Below are 21,805 nucleotides of genomic sequence, written 5' to 3' on the forward strand. Positions count from 1 at the left end.
CGTGAGTACGCTCGAACATTACATCGGCAATACCCCTCTGGTGAGATTACAGCGTCTGACGCAGGGGCTGGACAGCGAGATTTGGGTCAAGCTGGAAGGCAATAACCCCGCCGGTTCGGTTAAAGATCGCGCCGCGCTGTTTATGATTGAGCAGGCGGAAAAACGGGGCGAAATTCATCCGGGGGATACGCTGATTGAAGCCACAAGCGGCAATACCGGCATTGCGCTGGCGATGATTGCGGCGCTGAAAGGCTACAGGCTTAAATTGCTGATGCCCGAAAATATGAGCCTTGAGCGTCAGGCATCAATGCGGGCGTATGGTGCTGAACTGTTGCTGGTCAGCCGCGCGCAGGGAATGGAAGGCGCACGTGATCTCGCTCTGGAAATGGAAAAACAGGGACTGGGGAAAGTGCTGGATCAGTTTAACAATCCTGACAATCCGCTCGCACATTTTACGACGACAGGCCCTGAAATCTGGCAACAGACACACGGGCGCATCACCCATTTTGTCTCCAGCATGGGCACTACCGGCACGATAACCGGTGTCAGCCGTTATCTGCGCAGCCAGCATGCTGGCGTGAAAATTGTCGGGCTGCAACCGTCAGAAGGCAGCAGCATTCCAGGTATCCGCCGCTGGCCGGAAGAATATCTGCCGGGCATTTTCAATCCTGAACTGGTCGATGAAGTGATGGATATGGGGCAGGGCGAAGCAGAAGACACCATGCGGGCGCTGGCGCGTAGGGAAGGTATCTTCTGTGGCGTGAGTTCCGGGGGGGCGGTAGCGGGCGCTTTACGCGTCGCCAGAAATCATCCGGGTAGCGTGATTGTGGCGATTATTTGTGATCGTGGTGACCGTTATTTATCCACAGGTGTGTTTAATGTTTGATCCTATATTCATCTGTTGAATGTAAAATTAGAGTAAAAGCCGCTGCTAATGGCTGGCTTAGTGGTAAAAATGACCAAAATTTTAGCCAGGCGGAAATGAAGAATGAAAATTTTATTAGTCGATGACGATCTTGAATTAGGCACCATGCTCAGCGAATACCTGATCGCAGAAGGCTTTGATGCTTCTCTGGTGCTGACCGGTAAAGCGGGTGTGGAAGGTGCGATGTCTGGCGAATATACCGCAATGATCCTCGACATTATGCTGCCGGACATGAGCGGTATTGATGTATTGCGTCAGGTGCGTAAAAACAGCCGTCTGCCGATCATCATGCTGACTGCGAAGGGTGACAACATTGATCGTGTCATCGGTCTGGAAATGGGCGCAGATGATTACATGCCAAAGCCGTGCTATCCGCGCGAACTGGTGGCGCGTCTGCGTGCTGTGCTGCGTCGTGTGGAAGAGCAGCAGGAATCACACTCTGATAACTCCTCGGTCAACTATGGCGATCTGACGCTCAATCCGGCGACCCGCAGCAGTGAATGGCGCGGCGTGCCATTCGATCTGACGGCTTCTGAGTTCAACCTTCTGGAGTTACTGTTACGTTCTCCTGAACGCGTGGTATCGAAAGATGAGTTGTCGGAAAAAGGTCTCGGGCGTCCGCGCGAAGCTTATGACCGCAGTATTGATGTGCATATCAGTAACATCCGTCAGAAACTGGGGTCACTGGAAGGTGGCGATATTCTGACTATTGAAACGGTGCGCAGCATTGGCTATCGAATCCGCTAAACGACTGCGCGGCAGACTGTTCTGGAAAATACTGCTGGGATTCTGGTTTACTTTCGTGGCGATCACTCAGGGCCTCTGGGTGGTTTTTGCTTTCTACAATCCACATGAACCGCCGGAAAGCGGAATTGCCCGCCGGTTTGTGAAACTGCAAATTACCTCGGCTGTTTCCACGCTGCATTACGGCGGTCTGCCTGCTCTTAACGCCATGATGGCCGACTGGCCGCAAGATGACCGACAATTCTTCTCAGTGTCGCCGTCGTTGCTGCCTGCTAAAGGCAATACGATTAAGGATCTGGAACCCGGTAAAATTCCGCATGAAGTCGTGCAGTTTGTGCAGGGACCGGACGGGCAGGGTTACCGGCTGAAATATGATGTTGACGGGCTGATGCATGAATATCGCCCGAGACGTCACAGGGACTGGCTGAATATGCCGCCGCCACTGTTATGGCTGGGTGGACTGGGCGGTTTACTGTTCAGCGCCGTACTGGCATGGAACCTGACGCGGCCAATGTTGCAAATGCGTAAAGCCTTCGGACGGGTGGCGCAGGGGGATTTATCAGTCCGCCTGTTTACCAGTATGGGTAAGCGGCACGATGAGCTGTCTGAAGTGGCGCGTGATTTTGACTCTATGGCTGAACGCCTGCAGGTGCTGGTCAAAGCGCGCGAAGAGCTGTTGCATGATGTCTCGCATGAACTGCGTTCTCCGCTGGCGCGTTTGCAACTGGCAATCGGTCTGGCGCGGCAGAATCCGTCGAATGTCGAAAGCTCCCTGAGTCGCATAGAACACGAAGCGGGCAGGCTGGATAAAATGATTGGCGAACTGCTGGCGTTGTCACGTACTGAAAGCAGTGAAATCCCTGATGAAGAGTATTTCGATCTCTACGGATTGGTGGAGGCGGTCGTTAATGATGCCCGCTATGAAGCGCAGTTGCCGGGGGTCGAAATCGCGATGTACCCCGGGTCTCCGGATAATATGGATTACACCGTGAAGGGTAATGCTGAGCTGATGCGTCGTGCGGTGGATAATGTGGTGCGTAATGCCCTGCGTTTTTCGGCCCGCGGCCAAACTATCAGTGTTTCACTGGCTCAGGTTGAACAGTATTTGCAAATTGAAGTGGCCGATCAGGGGCCGGGCGTGGAAGAAGATAAGCTGTCGAGTATCTTTGACCCGTTCGTGCGCGTGAAATCGCCGCTGTCAGGCAAAGGCTACGGCCTGGGGCTTGCGATCACCCGCAAAGTGATGTTGGCGCATGAGGGGAAAGTAGATGCCCGTAACGCGCAGCCTCATGGCCTGATCATCAGCCTTCAAGTCCCGCACTGGCAAATGTGAGGCAATAAAAAACGGCGCTGATTAGGCGCCGTTTTTTTACTTCTCGCTGAGCAAATTACTTCCTGATGCGGATGATTGGGGTTTCGCCCACAGTCACGCTACCAGTCAGTTTAATCAGCTCTTTGATCTCGTCCATGTTAGAGATGACAACCGGAGTCAAAGTAGACTTCGCTTTCTCTTCCAGCAGAGCCAGATCAAACTCGATAACCAAATCGCCTTTCTTAACACGTTGACCTTCTTCAGCGATGCGTTTGAAGCCTTCGCCTTTCAGTTCAACGGTGTCGATACCGAAGTGCACGAACAACTCAATGCCACTGTCGGATTCGATTGAGAAAGCATGGTTAGTTTCGAAGATTTTACCGATAGTGCCGTCAACCGGAGCAACCATTTTGTTGCCAGATGGTTTGATAGCAATACCGTCACCAACGATTTTCTCAGCGAAAACAACGTCTGGCACATCTTCAATGTTGACAATTTCACCAGAGATTGGCGCTACGATTTCAATAGTGCCAACGTCTTTTTTATCATCAGAAACCAATGATTTCAGTTTATCGAACAAACCCATGATCTTCTCCTAAGCATTAATTTGGGCAGCTTTACCAGCATCGCGCAATTAGCAGAGTGTTTTTTCTTCAATGAACTTGTTAACCAGGTTCATCAACTCTTGCGCCGTAGGTTGGGCCAGGGCCTGGTCTGCCAGCGCTTTCACATCTTCGAAGTTTGTATTGCGAATAATTTTCTTGATGCGTGGGATAGAGATAGCGCTCATGCTGAACTCATCTAATCCCATGCCCAATAGAAGAAGTGTAGCACGTTCGTCACCGGCTAGCTCGCCGCACATCCCTGTCCATTTACCGGCAGCATGAGATGCGTCAATAACTTGTTTAATTAAACCAAGTACAGACGGAGACATTGGGTTGTACAGATGAGAAATCAGCTCGTTACCGCGATCCACCGCCAAAGTATACTGGGTAAGATCGTTTGTACCAATACTGAAGAAATCGACTTCTTTCGCCAGGTGATGCGCAATCACAGCCGCTGCGGGTGTTTCCACCATCACGCCGACTTCGATAGTCTCATCGAATGCCTGGCCTTTTTCACGAAGCTGCACTTTCAGCATTTCGAGTTCTGCTTTCAGTTCACGCACTTCTTCAACAGAAATGATCATCGGGAACATGATGCGCAGTTTACCGAACGCAGAAGCACGCAGAATACCTTTCAGCTGATCGTGAAGAATTTCTTTGCGATCCAGACAGATACGGATTGCGCGCCAGCCCAGGAACGGGTTTTCTTCTTTCGGCAGGTTCATGTACGGCAGGTCTTTGTCACCGCCGATGTCCATGGTGCGTACGATAACTGCCTGTGACCCCATCGCTTCAGCAACGGCTTTATACGCCTGGAATTGCTCTTCTTCGGTAGGCAGACTGTCACGATCCATGAACAGGAATTCTGTACGATACAGGCCGACACCTTCAGCGCCATTGCGCTCTGCACCGGCGACGTCGCGCACGGTACCGATGTTGGCACAAACTTCAACCTGATGACCATCAAGCGTGATAGCCGGTAAGTCTTTCAGTTTAGTCAGTTCGTCTTTTTCAGTGATGTACTGGTTCTGAACGGCTTTCAGCTCGTCAATAACGTCTGCTGTCGGGTTGACATAGATTTTATTGTTAACAGCATCGAGGATCAGATAGTCATCATTTTTAACTTGTTTGGTCACATCGCTGGTACCCACGATAGCAGGCAGTTCCAGGGAGCGGGCCATGATTGAGGTGTGAGAAGTACGACCACCCAAATCAGTGATAAAGCCCAGAACCTTGTTCAGGTTCAGCTGCGCTGTTTCTGATGGCGTCAGATCGGTCGCAACCAGGATAACTTCGTCCTGGATGGAGCTCAGATCAACGATGGTCATGTTCAGAATGTTGCGCAGCAGGCGTTTACCGATGTCACGCACGTCAGCCGCACGTTCTTTCAGGTATTCGTCATCAAGCTCTTCCAGGGCTTTCGCCTGGCCTTCAATGACAGAGAAAGCTGCAGCGTCAGCAGAAGCGTGCTCGTCTTTGATGAGGGCTATGATTTCCTGTTCAAGCTCTTCGTCTTCCAACAACATGATGTGGCCTTCGAAGATGGCTTCTTTCTCTTCACCGAAGGTCTCACCGGCTTTGGTCTTGATCACTTCCAGTTGAGCAGACGCTTTCGCACGGCCCGTCAGGAAACGTTCAACTTCCTGATCAACGTGATCTGGAGAGATTTTTTTCCGGTTGATGACAATTTCATCTTCTTTCAACAGAAGTGCTTTGCCGAAAGCGATACCGGGAGATACTAAAATGCCTGAAATCATAACCCTACCTTTCTCTTGACTGGTTTAAACTTTATAAGAGCGGCTGTGTATTACTCGAGCTCTGCCATCAGTTTTACCAAGTGTTCAACGGCTTTCTGCTCGTCTTCACCTTCAGCTGAGAGGGTCACAACGGTACCTTGGGTCAGGCCCAGAGTTTGCAGTTTGAAAAGGCTTTTAGCACTGGCGCTTTTACCGTTTGAAGTCACGGTGATGTCAGAAGCGAAACCTTTAGCTTCTTTCACGAACTGTGCAGCAGGGCGAGTGTGCAGACCATTAGGAGCGGTAATAGTAACTTCTTGCTGGAACATTGTTGTTTCCCCAACTTATTAAAGTAATGTTGTGGAGCTAAAGTTTAGCTTATGGCCTTCACTTTAGCCTGTAGAGATTCGCGCCTGACTATGGTTCAGGGGCAGGTTCAGATGCAACAGAAAAGAGAAAATAACGCACTCAGCGATAAAACTCTTTGCCCTGGATCCAGGCTTTTTCTGTTATTCCTCCATTATGCCGTCTTTTCCCCTCGTGTAACAAATCAGTAAATCGATTCAGCGGGGAAGACTCGTGGAAGCGATTAATTTCGAGCATCGAAATAATTGTCCGGTTAAATACTAAACCTGGCGGGTAAAATCAATGACGAAGTGGTGTAAAGTTTGACGCAGGCCACAAAAAAGCACCCCTCGAGGTGCTTTTTTGGCCGCTTTTAAGGATGTGGCATTATTGTTGCAATTCTTTTTCAGTGAATAAATCTGCAAACAATGCGGTACTCAGATAGCGTTCACCGGAAGAAGGCAGAATAACCACAATCGTTTTATCTGCAAACTCCGGTTCTTTGGATAATTTCACCGCAGCTTCAACCGCCGCACCGGAAGAAATCCCGGCCAGAATGCCTTCTTCTTCCATCAGACGGCGTGCCATCTGAATGGATTCGTCGTTGGTGATTAGCGTGACACGATCCAGCAATGCCAGATCCAGGTTACCCGGAATAAAGCCTGCGCCGATACCCTGGATTTTATGCGGGCCCGGCTTCACTTCTTCACCGTTGAGCGTCTGGGTGATAACCGGGGAGTCTGTTGGCTCAACGGCCACCAGTTTCACGCTGCTTTTTTTACTTTTCAGATAACGGCCCGTTCCGGTGATAGTCCCGCCGGTACCCACGCCTGCAATCAGCACATCCACTGCGCCATCGGTATCTTCCCAGATTTCCGGGCCGGTGGTTTGCTCGTGGATAGCCGGGTTGGCCGGGTTGCTGAACTGCTGAAGAATAAGATAGCGCTGCGGATCACTGGCCTGAATTTCTTCGGCTTTGGCAATCGCCCCTTTCATGCCTTTGGCGCCTTCTGTCAACACCAGATTGGCGCCGAGCGCTTTGAGCAGCTTACGGCGTTCAACGCTCATGGTTTCCGGCATAGTCAGTGTCAGCTTGTAACCGCGCGCAGCAGCCACATAGGCCAGTGCGATACCCGTGTTACCGCTGGTAGGTTCAACCAGTTCGATATCTTTGGTCAGAATGCCTTTCTTTTCAGCATCCCAGATCATGTTGGCACCGATACGGCATTTTACGCTGAAGCTCGGGTTACGTGACTCGACCTTAGCCAGAATTCGACCATTACCGATACGGTTCAGGCGAACCAGTGGCGTGTGGCCAATTGTTAATGAATTGTCTTCATAGATCTTGCTCATAACCCGTCCTTTAACTGTATGAAATATTCACGGTGTGAAGCTTTCAACACTATGAAATTAGTGGGAATCAGGAAAGCATACGCGAACCGCTTTCCCAGTGAAGTAAGGTTTTGGTATTTGCTATATCGATACGTTATTAAGAAATAAGTTTGAGGGAGAAAAGTCAAGCATAGCAGGCAGCCGCCCGCAGGCGGCTGTGAATAAAAAACGTTATTTGCGGCTGGAATTCACGTCGATACTATTGTTATAAACATCGCTTTTAACGTAAATATTGCGATAACGATCACACCACATGGCCGTCGCGCCGCACACGGCAACCGGCAGGATCACCAGATTCAGCAACGGGATCATCGTAAACAGGCTGACCAGCGAACCAAACTGCATGTTGTCGATTTTGTTGCTGCCGAGCGAACGGCGCATATCGGCAAAGCTGACTTTGTGGTTATCGAACGGATAATCGCAATATTGAATGACGACCATCCACGCGCTGAAGAAGAACCACAGCACCGGGGCCACGGTCTGGCCGATCACCGGAATAAAGTACAGCGCGAACAGCAGCAGGGCGCGCGGCAGGTAATACGCCAGTTTCTGCCATTCACGTTTCATGATACGCGGTAAATCTTTCATGATGTCCCAGATGCCGGTATCAGGCAGCGTTTTCCCTGTCAGGCGCGCTTCGAGTTGTTCGGCGAGCAATCCGCTGAAGGGGGCGGCTATCCAGTTGGCGAGGGTGCTGAAGAGATAGCTGAACACCAGCACGACAGAAAGCACCGCGACCGGCCAGATCAGATAATCCAGCCAGCTGAGCCACGACGGCACCTTGCTCATCATCGCCGGGATCCATTCACCCAGTTTGGTGAACAGCCACCAGAATGCGCCGCCCATCAACAGCACGTTGACGGCGAGGGGTAAAATCACAAAACGTCGTATCCCCGGCAAGGAAATGAGCGCCCAGCCTTGTTTGAAATAATGCACACCATTTTGTTGTCTGGTGCTGTGCGAGGAGGTCATAAACGAAATTTTCTCTCTGAGTTGAATGACATGGGCTATCATATCGGTATGATTTTCCACTGGCTAGCGGTGGATTGGCTGAAAAAACAGCAAAAAAAGGTGCAACTGCCCTATTTATTAGCAGAAAGTAGAGTCGAGACTTGCACTTATCTACGTGGGCAAATAGAGTTAATCATGTGAATGTTTGCCGTGGTGGCAATGTATTAGAACAACAGAGATAGCAATGATGCAGGATTTGCGTCTGATATTAATCGTTGTTGGCGCGATCGCCATAATAGCGTTGTTGTTACACGGTTTGTGGACCAGCCGTAAAGAACGCTCTTCGCTTTTCCGCGATCGTCCAGCTAAACGTGTGAAAAAAGAACGGGAACAATCTCCGTCCGAAGATTTTGTCGATGGAGTGGGGGAAGTGCGCGTGCGTCCTGCTTATCCTCAGGATGAACCGACTTTAGGTCAGTATGACGAGCCCGAACAGACTGCACCGCCACGTCAGCCGCAGGTTTCCCCTGCGCAGCCAGCGCCAGCATCTGTTGCTCGTCCTCAGCAACCGGCTCAGCCGCAGCAACATGCTGTGCAGGATGATCCCTTGCTGAGTGGTTATTCAGCTGCTGAACCCGTCACTGCACCGCGTCGCGAACCTGCCGCAGATTTTGCGCATCAGGAATACACGCCTGAAGCTAAACCGCACACACCGGTTCCGCCGCAGGAAATTCATGCTGATGCCGCGCCTGCTGCGAAAGCAGAACCTCAGGCTGCACCTTTTGCTCCTGCAGAAGAAGCACCGGCTGAGAAAGCGAAACTGAAAGAGACGGTTCTGGTATTGCACGTTGCCGCGCATCAGGGCGGTGTCATCGGTGGTGAAGTGTTGCTCAACAGCGTGCTTCAGGCCGGTTTCCAGTTTGGTGCCATGAATATTTTCCATCGTCACGTCAGCCCTGCGGGCAGCGGTCCGGTGTTGTTCAGTCTGGCAAATATGGTCAAACCGGGTTCCTTCGACCCTGACAATATGTCTGACTTCTCCACCCCAGGCGTTACGTTGTTTATGATGGTACCTTGCTACGGTGATGCGCATCAGAACTTCAAACTGTTGCTGCAGTCCGCCCAGCGTATTGCCGATGATGTCGGTGCGATGGTGCTTGACGATGAGCGTCGTATGATTACGCCGCAGAAGCTCGAAACGTACAAAGCGCGGATCCGCGAGGTCCTCGAGGCGATCGCCTGAGTCCGGCGTTCGTGAAACACCCACTTCCCTGACCCCCGCTTGCCGGGGGTTTTTTATCTCCACGGTGAGTCATGGCCACTATCGAAGAACAAATCAGTCAATTACGCACTCAGTTGCGCCATCACGAATATCAGTATCACGTTCTGGATGCACCGGAAGTGCCAGATGCCGAGTATGACCGCTTAATGCGCGAATTGCGCGAGCTGGAAACCGCGCATCCTGAGCTGGTCACCGCGGATTCCCCGACGCAGCGCGTGGGGGCGGCACCGCTTTCTGCATTTGAACAGGTCAGGCATCGGGTACCGATGTTATCGCTGGACAACGTATTTGATGAAGAAAGCTATCTGGCATTTTATAAACGCGTGCAGGATCGCCTGAAAACCGCTGAAGCACTGACGTTCTGCTGCGAGCTGAAACTTGATGGTCTGGCGGTGAGCCTGTTGTATGAAAATGGCGAACTGGTGCAGGCTGCCACGCGTGGCGATGGCACGACCGGTGAGAACATCACCGCGAACGTACGCACCATCCGCGCGATCCCTCTGCGTCTGCATGGCGACAACATTCCTGAGCGCCTTGAAGTACGTGGTGAGGTGTTTATGCCACAAGCGGGCTTTGAAGCGATGAACGACGAAGCGCGTCGTACGGGAGGGAAAGTGTTCGCTAACCCGCGTAATGCCGCCGCCGGTTCGTTACGTCAGCTCGATCCGCGTATCACCGCCAAACGTCCGCTGACCTTCTTCTGCTACGGCGTTGGCCTGCTGGAAGGGGGTGAACTGCCGCGCAGCCACTTCGCCCGCCTGCAACAGTTTAAAGCCTGGGGTTTACCGGTCAGTGATCGCGTCCGCCTGTGTACCGGCAGCGAAGAAGTGCTGGCGTTTTACCGTCAGGTTGAAGCCGACCGTCCGTCACTGGGCTTTGATATTGACGGCGTGGTAGTGAAAATTGACTCGCTGGATATTCAGGAAACGCTGGGCTTTGTGGCACGTGCGCCGCGCTGGGCAACAGCCTTCAAATTCCCGGCGCAGGAACAAATCACGCTGGTGAAAGACGTCGAGTTTCAGGTAGGGCGTACTGGTGCGATCACGCCGGTCGCACGTCTGGAGCCGGTTCTGGTCGCGGGCGTGATGGTCAGCAATGCCACGCTACATAACGCAGATGAAATCGAGCGCCTTGGGCTGCGTATCGGCGATACCGTGATTGTCCGTCGTGCCGGAGATGTTATCCCGCAGGTGGTGGGCGTGGTGCTGGATGAGCGTCCTGAAGATGCCCGCGAAGTGGTTTTCCCGACGCATTGCCCGGTCTGTCATTCTGATGTTGAACGTGTCGAAGGCGAAGCCGTGGCGCGTTGTACGGCGGGTCTGATTTGTGGTGCACAGCGTAAAGAAGCGCTGAAGCATTTCGTCTCCCGCCGGGCGCTGGACGTTGACGGCATGGGCGACAAAATCATCGATCAGTTGGTCGAGAAAGAATATGTCAAAACGCCGGCAGATCTGTTCCGTCTGACGGCGGGCAAACTTACCGGTCTGGACCGCATGGGACCGAAATCGGCGCAGAACGTGGTCAGTGCGCTGGAAAAAGCTAAAGAAACCACGCTGGCAAGATTCCTGTATGCGCTGGGCATTCGTGAAGTGGGCGAAGCCACGGCGGCTAACCTTGCCGCGCATTACGGCTCGGTTGAGGCGCTTAAAGCGGCAGATATTGAATCGCTGAAAGGCGTTCAGGATGTGGGTGATGTCGTGGCGAAACACGTGGTGAATTTCCTGTCGGAAGAACATAACCAGCAGGTCATCGACGAGTTGTTAAGCCCTGAAATCAATATTCACTGGCCGGAAGTGCAGGTCATTGTACCGGAAGAAATCGACAGTCCGTTTGCCGGCAAAACTGTGGTGCTGACCGGTTCGCTGTCGATTCTTTCCCGCGATGACGCCAAAGACCGTCTGACTGCGCTGGGCGCGAAAGTCTCCGGCAGCGTGTCGAAGAAAACCGATCTGGTGATTGCCGGTGAAGCGGCGGGTTCCAAGCTGGCGAAAGCACAGGAACTGGGCATTGAGGTGATCGACGAGGCGGAAATGATCCGTCTGCTGGGTGAATAAATCATGGAAAAAGAAGATCTGATCCAGATAGCCAATAGAGTGATGCCGTTCGGAAAATACGCCGGACGGGTGCTGATCGACTTGCCGGAAGAATATTTGCTGTGGTTCGCCCGCAAAGATGAATTTCCGCAAGGAAAACTGGGTGAACTGATGCAGCTGACGCTGACGATTAAAAGCGAAGGGCTGCAAAACCTGATCAATCCGCTGCGCCGCAATGGTCCGGGACTCGATGGCACCGACGAGTAAACGCTGTTGAGAACGGGTCAACTCATAAAACAAAGGCGCTGAATTCAGCGCCTTTTTTCTGCCTGCTATTTAGCCAGCTTATTCAGTAACAGGCGCGTGTTTCAGCGCCGCTTCCTGTTGTTTTTTCTGATAACGTTTTGCCAGCACCGCGCAGGTCATCAACTGTACCTGATGAAAAATCATCAGCGGCAGCACCATCATGCCAATCGCGCTGACCGGGAACAGAATGTTCGCCATCGGAATACCGTTCGCCAGGCTTTTCTTCGAGCCGCAGAACACGATGGTAATTTCATCGGGTTTGCTAAAGCCCATCCAGCGCGCCATATAGGTATTGATCACCAGGATAAAGGCCAGCAGCACCAGACTGAACACCACGATAAACAGCAGTGAACCGATGCCGACCTGATGCCAGATCCCCTGCGTCACGGCTTCGCTGAAAGCGGAATACACCACCAGCAAAATCGATGTCTGGTCGGTTTTGCCGATCATTTTACGGTGACGTTCGACAAAGCCGCCAATCAGCGGACGGAGTAAATGCCCGGCGACAAACGGCACCAGCAGTTGCAAAACAATATGCCAGACCTGTTCTAAACCATTCCCCGTTTCCCCCTGCACATGCATCAGCAGGCTGACCAGCAACGGCGAAACAAAAATCCCCAGCAGACTTGATGCGGAGGCGCTGCACACCGCTGCCGCTACGTTCCCGCCTGCCAGTGAGGTAAATGCAATCGCCGACTGCACCGTCGCAGGCAAAATACACAGATAGACAAAGCCGCTGTAAATTTGCGGACTGACGTCTACCGGATGCCACCACTGGAAAAGCAGCCCGAGGATCGGGAATAAAATGAAGGTACTGAACATCACCCACAAATGCAGACGCCAGTTATTGCTGCCCTGAAAAATAGCTTCGCGCGAGAGTTTTGCGCCATGCATGAAAAACAGCAGGCCGATGGCGAAAATGGTCAGATTATTGAAGAAAGCCACAAATATGCCGCTGGCCGGGAAGAACGTCGCCAGCAAAACCGTAGCGATGAGTGTCAGGGTAAAGCGATCGGGTAAGAAGCGCATAACAAGTCTCGGATTTGTTGTTTCTGAATGCGGCTATTCTGAGTCTTTGCGATACAATTAAAAAATTGATTTATTTAATCCATTAATGCAGAAAATTCATGAATTATTCGCTCAGGCAACTTCGCGTATTTGTGACCGTTTCACGCTACGGCAGCTTCAGCCGGGCTGGTGAGTCCATTGGTTTAAGCCAGTCGGCGGTCAGCCATAGTATGAAAGAGCTGGAAGCCGAAATGGGCGTGCGGTTGCTGGACCGCACAACGCGCGAAGTCGTGCTCACTGATGCCGGTCTGCGTCTGGCGAATCGTGTCGAGCCGTTGCTCGACGAACTCCACGCCATGCTGCTCGACACCCGCAGCTTCGGCACGCAGCATAATGGTCGGGTGCGTATTGCCTCTAGCCAGACGATTTCGGCGCAACTGATGCCGCAATGTATCTCCAGCGGCGAGCGGCAGTATCCGGACATTCGTATTTTGTTGCGCGATCAGGCGCAGCAACTGGTGCTTAACAGCGTCAGAAATGCGGAAGTGGATTTCGGCATTGTGATTGATCCGGGTGAAAACACTGATCTGGACTGCGAGCCGATTCTGCATGAGCCGTTTTTGCTGATGTGCCGTGAGGATCATCCGCTGGCGGCGCTGCCGGAGGTTGAATGGCAGGCACTGAACGGCCAAAAACTGGTGCTGCAGGATTACGCATCAGGAAGCCGGATCCTGATCGACGGCGCACTGAAAGCGCAGAAAGTGAAAGCGGAGATTGCTCAGGAAATCGGCCATCCAGCCACGTTATTCCCGATGGTGGAAGCCGGAATTGGTATCAGTGTTATCCCGGCGCTGGCGTTGCCCATGCCGGAAGGGAGCCGTCTGGTGGTCAGAAGCCTGGTGCCGGAAATCAACCGGGTGCTGATGCTGGTCAGACGTAAAAACCGGTCGTTATCACCCGCTGCACAGGCCATCTGGCAGGTGGTGAAAGAGCAGGCGAATTTATTGCGGGAAAAACGCAGCCAGCAGGGAATGTACAACCACTGATACCTTGCCGGCTGTTTCAGGCTTTGACCGGGGTTATACGTAGATATCGACTGCGTTGGTTTCTGAAGGCTTATTCACGCCTTCGTCTTTCTTCATTTCAGCGTCAGCTTGTTGTTGCTGCTGTTGCTGAAGTGCTTTCTGAGCCTGCTGCTGTTGAATCTGCGCGATCTGCTGTTGCAGCATTTCGATTTGCTGCTGCAGGAGTTCTTGCTGTTGCTTAACTTCGTCAGTATCGCCGCCTGAATTGCCCACGTTTTTGAGCTGCTCAGTCAGTTTGGTAATCTGCTTAGTCAGCTTTGCAATCTGGCTGGCACTGCCTGAGTCGCTGGTGGACGCAGAGCTTACCGAACTGCTGGTCGCGCTGATAGTCGTCATAAAAAGCCTCATTGAGTAAGAATAAAATTTTGCACGTAAAAGTGCTTAAGCTATATCGGCAAAAATCAGCGAGGCTTTACAGGCTTTGCATATTCCTTACGGTATTTATGGCTTTCATTCGGTTAACGCTTTCACTCTGAGCTTCGGCCACCGGGTCAGCCAGCCTTTGCTGCTGATCCGCTCGGCAAAAACTGCGGGGATCGCATGCCGCGGGTTTGGCGTAATACTGAAAGCAAACAAAGCATCCAGTCCCAGCGGCGCATTCAGCTCAATTTGCCCGTCAGCATTCATTCTTGCGCCGATAGCGGTTTCCATTTCCACCCAGTAGCTCATCGCCTCGGCGCTGGAGGCATAGGGCGCATGGCCGTGGCGCTCATGCATGCGGGCCTGATTTTTCACAGACCAGGGAAGGTCGGGCGATTGCGCTTTCAGGCGATGTTCATAGCGCTCGTCAGCTTCCGGCGAGCAATCCAGCGGATTGAAATACACCACGTCGATATCATTGAGTGCTGTGGCCTGCGCATATCCGTGTAGCCGGTCCCAGACCAGATTGCGGACAAAGCCCGCCGCCAGCCAGGCATCGTTAAGATTTTGCGTGCGTGCCTGCGTCAGTGCCAGCAAATGAAGCGGTTCCTCTCTGAGCCAGGTGATGATTTGCTGTTCCATTGTTGCCACGTGATGTTCTCCTTTTATCCGACGTCAGCGTTCTGAGAAGCCAAAGTGTAGCGCCCTTTTGTGACGCTTATCCAACGCACCATTTCGGATATGCGGCTTACGCCGGCGCGCTAAAATGTAGCAAGCCTCCCCTGAATACGGCTACAGGCCGCGCCTGCTGAGGGTTTCTTAAGTGGTACAGCCTTTGCAACATCCATCCTTTGCAACACAAATAAGAGCAAGGCTGTCGCAGTTCTTTTCAACAAAAATTGAATTATCACCGGGCAGGGGATCATTTATGCAAACCACGAAAGTCACACCTGTTTTAAAACGTACACTGGGGAGTTTTAAACTTTGGGGCATTGCCGTCGGGCTGGTTATCTCCGGCGAATATTTTGGCTGGAGTTACGGCTGGGCGCAGGCAGGCACACTGGGCTTTCTTATCACTGCTCTGGTGATAGCGGCTATGTATTGCGCCTTTATTTTCAGCTTTACCGAACTCACTACGTCGATTCCGCACGCGGGCGGTCCTTTTGCTTACGCTTACCGTGCGTTCGGGCCAACGGGCGGATTTGTCGCGGGTTTCGCAACGCTGGTGGAATTTGTTTTTGCGCCGCCTGCTATCGCGATGGCGATCGGGGCGTATCTCAATGTGCAGTTCCCGTCGATTGAGCCGAAATGGGTGGCTGTTGGCGCGTATCTGGTATTTATGGCGCTCAATATTCTCGGCGTCAGTATCGCCGCCACCTTTGAACTGCTGGTCACGTTGCTGGCAATTTTTGAATTGCTGGTCTTTATGGGCGTGGTGGCGCCGGGCTTTGAAATGTCGAACTTTGTTCACGGTGGATGGGCGGGCAGCGACACTTTCAGTCCCGCAGCCTTTTCCGGTATTTTTGCAGCCATTCCTTTTGCCATCTGGTTTTTCCTGGCGATAGAAGGTGCCTCAATGGCCGCTGAAGAGGCGAAAGATCCGCAGCGTACCATTCCGAAAGCTTTTATCGGCGGCATTCTGACTCTGACCGTTCTGGCGCTCGGCGTGATGTTGTTTGCCGGTGGTGTGGGCGACTGGACCAAGCTGTCGAACATCAACGACCCGTTACCGCAGGCCATGAAACTGATTGTCGGCAGCAACAGTGGCTGGCTGCACATGCTGGTCTGGCTGGGGCTTTTTGGCCTGATTGCCTCTTTCCACGGCATTATCATGGGGTATTCCCGTCAGATCTTCGCGCTGGCCCGGGCAGGTTATTTGCCTAAACGGCTTGCCAGCGTCAACGCCCGTTTCCAGACACCGCATCTTGGTATTATCGCGGGGGGCGTTGTTGGCATCGCGGCTATTTTCTCGGATTCACTGATCGTGATTGGCGGCCAGCCACTGACGGCCAATATCGTGACAATGTCGGTCTTTGGCGCCATTGTGATGTACATCATTTCGATGGCTGCATTGTTTAAACTCCGCCGCAGCGAACCGAATTTAATCCGTCCGTTCCGTGCGCCGCTCTATCCTTTTGCACCTGCTCTGGCGCTGGTGCTGGCAGTCGTCTGTCTGATCGCTATGATTTACTACAACACCTTACTGTTTTTGATCTTCGCCGCCATGATGTTGCTGGCGTATGCCTGGTTCCGTATCACCCATCAGTCGCGGACTGATGCTGCGGAAGATCCGCAATTACGTGGCCTGCGCCCGGTTCCCGCTAAAAGCAGCAAATAATCCGGCGCGCTAAGGAGTGTTATGTTTCAGACGACATTAAGTCACCGAAGGTATCAGTTTAAGGATTTACGCGAACTGATGGCAAAGGCGTCGCCCGCACGGTCGGGCGACTATCTGGCTGAAGTGGCTGCCGCCAGCGCTGAAGAGCGCATGGCGGCAAAAATGGCACTGGCTGATGTGCCGCTCAAAACCTTCCTGCAACAATTGCTGGTGCCGTATGAGGACGATGAAGTCACGCGGTTGATTGTCGATACTCATGATGTCGCGGCGTTTGCCGCGATTTCGCATCTCACCGTCGGGGATTTCCGCGACTGGTTGTTGAGTGAAAAAACCGACAGCGTTGTGCTGGCAGCCGTCGCCCGCGGGATCACGCCCGAAATGGCGGCTGCCGTCAGCAAACTGATGCGCAATCAGGATCTGATCCTGGTGGCTAAAAAATGCCGGGTGATTACTCAATTCCGCAATACTATCGGGCTGCCGGGGCACATGAGCGTGCGCCTGCAACCGAACCATCCGACCGATAATTTACAGGGCATTGCTGCCAGTATGCTCGACGGTTTGTTATATGGCTCCGGCGACGCGGTGATTGGCATTAATCCTGCCAGCGACAGCTTACCGCTGCTGGAAAACCTCAATTACATGCTTGATGACATCATTACGCGCTTTGAAATTCCCACGCAGTCCTGTGTTCTGACGCATGTCACTAACACCATCAAACTGGTGGAGCGCGGCGCACCGGTTGATCTGGTGTTTCAGTCGATAGCGGGAACTGAAGCGGCGAACAGCGGGTTTGGTATCAATCTGGCGCTGCTGGCGGAAGCGCAACAGGCGGCGCTTAGTCTTAAGCGTGGCACGCTCGGCGACAACGTGATGTATTTCGAAACCGGGCAGGGCAGTTGTTTATCTGCCAATGCGCATTTTGGGGTCGATCAGCAAACCTGTGAGGCGCGTGCGTACGCCATCGCCCGCCATTTTTCACCGCTGCTGATTAACACCGTGGTGGGGTTTATCGGCCCGGAGTATTTGTATGACGGTAAACAAATTATCCGTGCGGGTCTGGAAGACCATTTCTGCGGCAAACTGCTGGGCGTGCCGCTGGGCTGCGATGTCTGTTACACCAATCATGCAGAAGCCGATCAGGATGATATGGATACCTTGCTGACGCTGCTCGGCACTGCCGGGCTGACATTCCTGATTGGCGTACCGGGCGCGGATGACATCATGCTCAATTATCAGAGCACGTCTTTCCATGACGCGTTATATATCCGCGAATTACTCGGGCTGAAACATGCGCCGGAATTTGCCGTATGGCTGGAGAAAATGAAAATTATCGATCCGCAGGGCGTCTTGCAGGATACCCGGGCGTCCCATCCGTTACTGCGTCAGTTGCCGCAACTGAGCTGAGGTCTGTGCTGATGAATAAAGAAAAAGAGCAGGGATTATCGCCGCTGGTGCATAGCAACCCGTGGGAAACTCTGCGTCAGTTTACGGCCGCACGTATCGCGCTGGGACGTACCGGTTCGAGTCTGCCCACCGATGAGCTGCTGCGATTTGGTTTAGCCCATGCGCAGGCGCGTGATGCCGTGCATCAGCCCTTTGACAGCCAGAAGCTCGAACCCGAACTTTACGCGCTGGGGGTGGAAACGCTGACCGTTGCCAGCGCTGCACCGGACAGGGCGACCTATCTGTGTCGTCCTGATCTTGGCCGCAAGTTGTCAGAAAGCAGCCGTCAGGCCTTGCTGCGTCTGGCGCCGGAGCCTGCCGACGTGGTGCTGGTCATCGCTGACGGTTTGTCATCGAAAGCCGTGCACCGGCAGGCCGTACCGCTGATTGCGGCGTTATTGCCCTATCTGCGCACGCTGGAGCTGAAAATCGGGCCTGTGGTGCTGGCGCATCAGTCGCGGGTGGCACTGGGCGATGATATTGCGCAGGTGATGAAAGCGAAGGCGGTAGCGATTTTGATCGGAGAACGTCCGGGATTGTCATCTCCCGACAGTTTAGGCATTTACATGACCTGGGGGCCCCATACCAAAAGACTGGAATCGGAACGAAATTGTATTTCCAATGTGCGGCCGGAAGGGCTGAATTATCCGCAGGCGGCTTTTAAACTCGCCTGGCTGCTCGAACAATCTTTCCATCGCCAGTTGTCGGGCGTCAATCTGAAAGATGAAAGCGATAATCCGGCGCTACACAATAAGGTCGTGCCGATGTTTAAACTGGAGTAGGGGGAGGAGAAAAATAGAACCAGCTGCTGGTTCGCCTCCATCACGGTTTTTCTTCGGAGTACAGATGCGAAAAAAGCGCCTATAGGCGCTTTTTTCTGAATTGGTGGGCCGTGCTGGATTCGAACCAGCGACCAATTGATTAAAAGTCAACTGCTCTACCAACTGAGCTAACGGCCCGCAGAAGTGGTGGGCGATGACGGGCTCGAACCGCCGACCCCCTCCGTGTAAAGGAGATGCTCTACCAACTGAGCTAATCGCCCACTTCTGGGTACTTCCCCATGTAAGAAGAAACGTGCTGAGAAATGGTGGGCGATGACGGGCTCGAACCGCCGACCCCCTCCGTGTAAAGGAGATGCTCTACCAACTGAGCTAATCGCCCATTTCTCAATTCTTCCTACTTATCACAACGCGGCACTCTTAAAGAGTGGTGGGCGATGACGGGCTCGAACCGCCGACCCCCTCCGTGTAAAGGAGATGCTCTACCAACTGAGCTAATCGCCCCCGTCGTGATGGAGTCGCATTATAGGGATACTTGAAATTACGTCAACGCTTTTTAAAAACAAAAATGTTCATTCGGCTTATTTTTAGTCAACCTGACGTGTTTCTCGCCCGCGTAGTCGATTCTTTACGCATTCATGGCCTTAAACCACGTGACTGCCCCTGGTTGTGCGTTGAGGAATCAGGGCAGAGTGGTAGAATGTCAGCCACTTTTTGTTAATTGATAGCGACGTTTTTTGGCGTTGCGTGATTAAGGTTGCACCCAGATGAAAATCAAAACCCGTTTTGCCCCAAGCCCGACCGGCTATCTGCACGTCGGTGGCGCCCGTACCGCGCTCTATTCCTGGCTCTTTGCCCGCAACCTTGGCGGTGAGTTTGTGCTGCGTATCGAAGACACCGATCTCGAACGTTCCACTCAGGCAGCTATCGACGCGATTATGGATGGCATGAACTGGCTGAATCTGGACTGGGATGAAGGCCCGTATTTCCAGACCAAGCGTTTTGACCGTTATAACGCGGTGATTGATGAGATGCTGGAAAACGGCACGGCTTATAAATGCTATTGCTCTAAAGAACGTCTGGAAGCGCTGCGTGAAGAACAAATGGCAAATAACGAGAAGCCTCGTTATGACGGCCGCTGCCGCGACAGCCACGAACATCACGCTGCTGATGAGCCGTGTGTGGTGCGTTTTCGTAACCCGCAGGAAGGTTCTGTCATCTTTGACGATCAGATCCGCGGACCGATCGAATTCAGTAATGACGAGCTGGATGATCTGATCATCCGCCGTACCGACGGTTCGCCGACCTATAATTTCTGTGTCGTTGTCGATGACTGGGATATGGAAATCACCCACGTCATCCGTGGCGAAGACCATATCAACAACACGCCGCGTCAGATAAACATCCTGAAAGCGCTGGGCGCGCCGGTACCGGTTTACGCGCACGTTTCTATGATTCTGGGTGACGACGGTAAAAAACTGTCCAAACGCCACGGTGCGGTCGGCGTGATGCAATACCGTGATGACGGTTATCTGCCGGAAGCGCTGCTGAACTATCTGGTGCGTCTGGGCTGGTCTCATGGCGATCAGGAAATTTTCAGCCGCGACGAAATGAAAGCGCTGTTCTCACTGGAAAACGTCAGCAAATCTGCCAGTGCGTTTAACACTGAAAAACTGCAATGGCTGAACCATCACTACATTAACACGATGGATCCGCATTACGTGGCGACCCATCTGCTGTGGCATGTTGAGCAGGCGGGTATCGAAACCCGTAATGGTCCGCAGCTGTTTGAAATCGTGACCCTGTTGGGCGAACGTTGCAAGACGCTGAAAGAGATGGCGGAGTCCTGCCGTTACTTCTACGAAGATTTTGCAGAGTTTGATGCCGATGCGGCGAAGAAACACTTACGCCCGGTTGCACGTCAGCCGCTGGAAGTGGTTCGCGCCAAACTGGCTGCTATCACTGACTGGACCGCTGAAAACATTCACCATGCGATTCAGGGCACGGCGGATGAGCTGGAAGTAGGGATGGGTAAAGTTGGTATGCCACTGCGCGTTGCGGTAACGGGCGCAGGCCAGTCACCAGGTGTTGATGTCACCGTTCACGCTATCGGCCAGAGCCGTGTGCTGGCGCGTATCGATATGGCGTTAGCCTTTATTGCTGAGCGCGAAACACAAGCACAGTAATGGCGGTTAAATAGCGATAAAAAAGCCAGCGCGGGAAACCGGCTGGCTTTTTCTTTTCGTAAAACCCGGGTGTGAAAAACGTCTTAATTAACGTTGTTCAGTTGCCGGTGTTTCAACGGTCGGGCGGTAGGCCAGGAAATACATCAGGCCAACGAAGCCCGCACCACCTACGGCGTTACCGAGGAACACGGCCACGAAGTTAGGCAGGTATTCTGACCAGCTCAGCGCACCGGCAAAGATTGCCGCAGGCACGATAAACATATTTGCTACCACGTGCTGGAAGCCGATGGCCACGAACGCCATAACCGGGAACCACATGCCGATCACTTTGCCGCCAACTTCTTTGCTGGCGAAGGCCAGCCAGATTGCCAGACACACCAGCCAGTTACAGCCGATACCGGAAATGAACGCATGCATGAAGTCTGCGTTGACCTTCGCGGTGGCGGTTGCCACCGTTTTGCTCAGGAAAGCGCCTTCCGTCAGCCCCAGAACGTGGCCGAAGAAATAGGCCACTGCCAGGCTGCCCAGCAGGTTAGCGACAGTGACCCAGAACCAGTTACGCAGCACCGCGTAAAGGCTGATCTGACGCGCGAACCAGGCGATAGGTAAGGTCATCATATTACCGGTCAGCAGTTCTCCCCCTGCTAACACGGTCAGAATGATGCCTACCGGGAAGACGGCAGCGCCAAGCAAGTTACTGAATGAACCCCAGGATGCAGGTAATGTCCCTATTACATGCAGATCCAGAAGGAAACCGGTGGCGATGAATGCGCCAGCCAGAAAGCCCAAAATTAACAAATTCAACACGGTGGCGCGGCTTTTATTAACGCCCGCTGTGACGGCGATGGATGCGATTTCTTTAGGTGAATACAAGGACATGGGAGTGCTCGAATGGTGTAAGTTATGATTATTGCGCGAGAAGTCTATTCTGAGATTTATCTCAAAACAAGGCGATTATCATAGTCTGCTAACATT

The 21,805-nt window shown here is 52.8% G+C and carries 20 protein-coding genes and 4 tRNA genes; 11 read left to right on the plus strand and 13 right to left on the minus strand.

The genetic code is table 11. The annotated features are described in order from the left end of the window. Position 1 precedes the first annotated feature (1 nt). The 3 genes from cysM (at position 2) to LC431_RS09130 (ending at position 3,002) form a co-directional block, all read left to right on the plus strand. Positions 2–886, plus strand: a complete 885-nt coding sequence (cysM, locus tag LC431_RS09120) for a cysteine synthase CysM (RefSeq protein WP_013574428.1) — start codon at positions 2–4, stop codon at positions 884–886. A gap of 102 nt (positions 887–988) precedes the next feature. Next, entirely contained in the window at positions 989–1,672 is a 684-nt protein-coding gene (locus tag LC431_RS09125; RefSeq protein WP_013574429.1) for a response regulator transcription factor, read from the plus strand. Beyond that, positions 1,653–3,002, plus strand: coding sequence for an ATP-binding protein (locus tag LC431_RS09130; RefSeq protein WP_013574430.1), 1,350 nt, complete (start codon positions 1,653–1,655; stop codon positions 3,000–3,002). Before LC431_RS09125 ends, LC431_RS09130 begins: the two co-directional genes overlap by 20 nt. A gap of 55 nt (positions 3,003–3,057) precedes the next feature. On the opposite strand, the gene crr is transcribed toward LC431_RS09130, so the two are convergent. The 5 genes from crr to cysZ form a co-directional block, all read right to left on the minus strand. Then, on the minus strand, positions 3,058–3,567 hold the full coding sequence (gene crr, locus LC431_RS09135; protein WP_013574431.1) for a PTS glucose transporter subunit IIA: 510 nt from the start codon (positions 3,565–3,567) through the stop codon (positions 3,058–3,060). 48 nt (positions 3,568–3,615) lie between these two features. Next, positions 3,616–5,343: a phosphoenolpyruvate-protein phosphotransferase PtsI gene (gene ptsI, locus LC431_RS09140; protein ID WP_013574432.1), complete on the minus strand. Its 1,728-nt coding sequence runs from the start codon at positions 5,341–5,343 to the stop codon at positions 3,616–3,618. A gap of 50 nt (positions 5,344–5,393) precedes the next feature. Next, a complete protein-coding gene (ptsH, locus tag LC431_RS09145; protein WP_013574433.1) occupies positions 5,394–5,651 on the minus strand; it encodes a phosphocarrier protein Hpr in 258 nt (85 codons plus the stop codon). A gap of 403 nt (positions 5,652–6,054) precedes the next feature. Beyond that, positions 6,055–7,020, minus strand: coding sequence for a cysteine synthase A (gene cysK, locus LC431_RS09150; protein ID WP_013574434.1), 966 nt, complete (start codon positions 7,018–7,020; stop codon positions 6,055–6,057). 210 nt (positions 7,021–7,230) lie between these two features. Further along, a complete protein-coding gene (gene cysZ, locus LC431_RS09155) occupies positions 7,231–8,031 on the minus strand; it encodes a sulfate transporter CysZ (protein ID WP_015689492.1) in 801 nt (266 codons plus the stop codon). Positions 8,032–8,254: 223 nt separating this feature from the next. Here cysZ and zipA point away from each other — a divergent pair, with 223 nt between their 5' ends. The 3 genes from zipA (at position 8,255) to LC431_RS09170 (ending at position 11,592) form a co-directional block, all read left to right on the plus strand. Next, positions 8,255–9,253: a cell division protein ZipA gene (zipA, locus tag LC431_RS09160; RefSeq protein WP_013574437.1), complete on the plus strand. Its 999-nt coding sequence runs from the start codon at positions 8,255–8,257 to the stop codon at positions 9,251–9,253. Positions 9,254–9,324: 71 nt separating this feature from the next. Next, positions 9,325–11,346 (plus strand): NAD-dependent DNA ligase LigA, encoded by a 2,022-nt coding sequence (ligA, locus tag LC431_RS09165; protein WP_015689494.1) that lies wholly within the window; start codon positions 9,325–9,327, stop codon positions 11,344–11,346. A gap of 3 nt (positions 11,347–11,349) precedes the next feature. Beyond that, a complete protein-coding gene (locus tag LC431_RS09170) occupies positions 11,350–11,592 on the plus strand; it encodes a DUF3820 family protein (RefSeq protein WP_013574439.1) in 243 nt (80 codons plus the stop codon). A gap of 78 nt (positions 11,593–11,670) precedes the next feature. Here LC431_RS09170 and LC431_RS09175 read toward each other — a convergent pair whose 3' ends face one another. Next, a complete protein-coding gene (locus LC431_RS09175) occupies positions 11,671–12,660 on the minus strand; it encodes a bile acid:sodium symporter family protein (protein ID WP_013574440.1) in 990 nt (329 codons plus the stop codon). A 98-nt stretch (positions 12,661–12,758) separates the two neighbouring features. Here LC431_RS09175 and LC431_RS09180 point away from each other — a divergent pair, with 98 nt between their 5' ends. Next, positions 12,759–13,685: a LysR family transcriptional regulator gene (locus tag LC431_RS09180; RefSeq protein WP_013574441.1), complete on the plus strand. Its 927-nt coding sequence runs from the start codon at positions 12,759–12,761 to the stop codon at positions 13,683–13,685. Between the two features lie 33 nt (positions 13,686–13,718). On the opposite strand, the gene LC431_RS09185 is transcribed toward LC431_RS09180, so the two are convergent. Both LC431_RS09185 and LC431_RS09190 read right to left on the minus strand, forming a co-directional pair. After that, positions 13,719–14,060, minus strand: coding sequence for a FlxA-like family protein (locus tag LC431_RS09185; protein WP_013574442.1), 342 nt, complete (start codon positions 14,058–14,060; stop codon positions 13,719–13,721). A gap of 114 nt (positions 14,061–14,174) precedes the next feature. Continuing rightward, a complete protein-coding gene (locus LC431_RS09190) occupies positions 14,175–14,726 on the minus strand; it encodes a nucleotidyltransferase family protein (RefSeq protein ID WP_217218237.1) in 552 nt (183 codons plus the stop codon). Between the two features lie 286 nt (positions 14,727–15,012). On the opposite strand from LC431_RS09190, the gene eat reads away from it, so the two are divergent. The 3 genes from eat to eutC are packed head-to-tail and all read left to right on the plus strand — an operon-like array spanning position 15,013 to position 18,647. Then, positions 15,013–16,422, plus strand: a complete 1,410-nt coding sequence (gene eat, locus LC431_RS09195; protein ID WP_015689496.1) for an ethanolamine permease — start codon at positions 15,013–15,015, stop codon at positions 16,420–16,422. A 21-nt stretch (positions 16,423–16,443) separates the two neighbouring features. Further along, positions 16,444–17,826, plus strand: a complete 1,383-nt coding sequence (locus tag LC431_RS09200; RefSeq protein WP_112151262.1) for an ethanolamine ammonia-lyase subunit EutB — start codon at positions 16,444–16,446, stop codon at positions 17,824–17,826. 11 nt (positions 17,827–17,837) lie between these two features. Continuing rightward, positions 17,838–18,647, plus strand: a complete 810-nt coding sequence (gene eutC, locus LC431_RS09205; RefSeq protein ID WP_112151261.1) for an ethanolamine ammonia-lyase subunit EutC — start codon at positions 17,838–17,840, stop codon at positions 18,645–18,647. Positions 18,648–18,748: 101 nt separating this feature from the next. Here the strand turns inward: eutC and LC431_RS09210 are convergent. The 4 genes from LC431_RS09210 to LC431_RS09225 all read right to left on the minus strand — a co-directional run bounded on the left by LC431_RS09210 (position 18,749) and on the right by LC431_RS09225 (position 19,148). Further along, positions 18,749–18,824: transfer RNA gene (locus LC431_RS09210), tRNA-Lys, on the minus strand. 7 nt (positions 18,825–18,831) lie between these two features. Continuing rightward, a tRNA-Val gene (locus tag LC431_RS09215) sits at positions 18,832–18,907 on the minus strand. Between the two features lie 43 nt (positions 18,908–18,950). After that, positions 18,951–19,026 (minus strand) — tRNA-Val (locus LC431_RS09220). 46 nt (positions 19,027–19,072) lie between these two features. Further along, positions 19,073–19,148 (minus strand) — tRNA-Val (locus LC431_RS09225). A gap of 263 nt (positions 19,149–19,411) precedes the next feature. Here LC431_RS09225 and gltX point away from each other — a divergent pair. After that, positions 19,412–20,830 carry a glutamate--tRNA ligase gene (gltX, locus tag LC431_RS09230; protein ID WP_013574447.1) on the plus strand — a complete coding sequence of 473 codons (1,419 nt, stop codon included), beginning with the start codon at positions 19,412–19,414 and terminating at the stop codon, positions 20,828–20,830. An 87-nt stretch (positions 20,831–20,917) separates the two neighbouring features. Here gltX and LC431_RS09235 read toward each other — a convergent pair whose 3' ends face one another. Continuing rightward, positions 20,918–21,709 carry a formate/nitrite transporter family protein gene (locus LC431_RS09235; protein ID WP_013574448.1) on the minus strand — a complete coding sequence of 264 codons (792 nt, stop codon included), beginning with the start codon at positions 21,707–21,709 and terminating at the stop codon, positions 20,918–20,920. Positions 21,710–21,805 lie beyond the last annotated feature (96 nt).

The sequence above is a fragment of the Rahnella sp. GSA61A genome (genome assembly GCF_019969905.1).
In the GTDB taxonomy this organism is placed as follows: Bacteria; Pseudomonadota; Gammaproteobacteria; order Enterobacterales; family Enterobacteriaceae; genus Rahnella; species Rahnella aceris.

What these genes read in the sequence shown, in the direction of transcription:
- LC431_RS09190 (WP_217218237.1), bottom strand. Translation starts at nt 14,726, where the DNA reads ATGGAACAGCAAATCATCACCTGGCTCAGAGAGGAACCGCTTCATTTG.
- LC431_RS09125 (WP_013574429.1), top strand. Translation starts at nt 989, where the DNA reads ATGAAAATTTTATTAGTCGATGACGATCTTGAATTAGGCACCATGCTC.
- LC431_RS09200 (WP_112151262.1), top strand. Translation starts at nt 16,444, where the DNA reads ATGTTTCAGACGACATTAAGTCACCGAAGGTATCAGTTTAAGGATTTA.
- ptsH (WP_013574433.1), bottom strand. Translation starts at nt 5,651, where the DNA reads ATGTTCCAGCAAGAAGTTACTATTACCGCTCCTAATGGTCTGCACACT.
- ligA (WP_015689494.1), top strand. Translation starts at nt 9,325, where the DNA reads ATGGCCACTATCGAAGAACAAATCAGTCAATTACGCACTCAGTTGCGC.
- eutC (WP_112151261.1), top strand. Translation starts at nt 17,838, where the DNA reads ATGAATAAAGAAAAAGAGCAGGGATTATCGCCGCTGGTGCATAGCAAC.
- cysK (WP_013574434.1), bottom strand. Translation starts at nt 7,020, where the DNA reads ATGAGCAAGATCTATGAAGACAATTCATTAACAATTGGCCACACGCCA.
- ptsI (WP_013574432.1), bottom strand. Translation starts at nt 5,343, where the DNA reads ATGATTTCAGGCATTTTAGTATCTCCCGGTATCGCTTTCGGCAAAGCA.
- cysZ (WP_015689492.1), bottom strand. Translation starts at nt 8,031, where the DNA reads ATGACCTCCTCGCACAGCACCAGACAACAAAATGGTGTGCATTATTTC.
- crr (WP_013574431.1), bottom strand. Translation starts at nt 3,567, where the DNA reads ATGGGTTTGTTCGATAAACTGAAATCATTGGTTTCTGATGATAAAAAA.
- zipA (WP_013574437.1), top strand. Translation starts at nt 8,255, where the DNA reads ATGATGCAGGATTTGCGTCTGATATTAATCGTTGTTGGCGCGATCGCC.
- eat (WP_015689496.1), top strand. Translation starts at nt 15,013, where the DNA reads ATGCAAACCACGAAAGTCACACCTGTTTTAAAACGTACACTGGGGAGT.
- gltX (WP_013574447.1), top strand. Translation starts at nt 19,412, where the DNA reads ATGAAAATCAAAACCCGTTTTGCCCCAAGCCCGACCGGCTATCTGCAC.
- LC431_RS09180 (WP_013574441.1), top strand. Translation starts at nt 12,759, where the DNA reads ATGAATTATTCGCTCAGGCAACTTCGCGTATTTGTGACCGTTTCACGC.
- LC431_RS09170 (WP_013574439.1), top strand. Translation starts at nt 11,350, where the DNA reads ATGGAAAAAGAAGATCTGATCCAGATAGCCAATAGAGTGATGCCGTTC.
- LC431_RS09185 (WP_013574442.1), bottom strand. Translation starts at nt 14,060, where the DNA reads ATGACGACTATCAGCGCGACCAGCAGTTCGGTAAGCTCTGCGTCCACC.
- LC431_RS09235 (WP_013574448.1), bottom strand. Translation starts at nt 21,709, where the DNA reads ATGTCCTTGTATTCACCTAAAGAAATCGCATCCATCGCCGTCACAGCG.
- LC431_RS09175 (WP_013574440.1), bottom strand. Translation starts at nt 12,660, where the DNA reads ATGCGCTTCTTACCCGATCGCTTTACCCTGACACTCATCGCTACGGTT.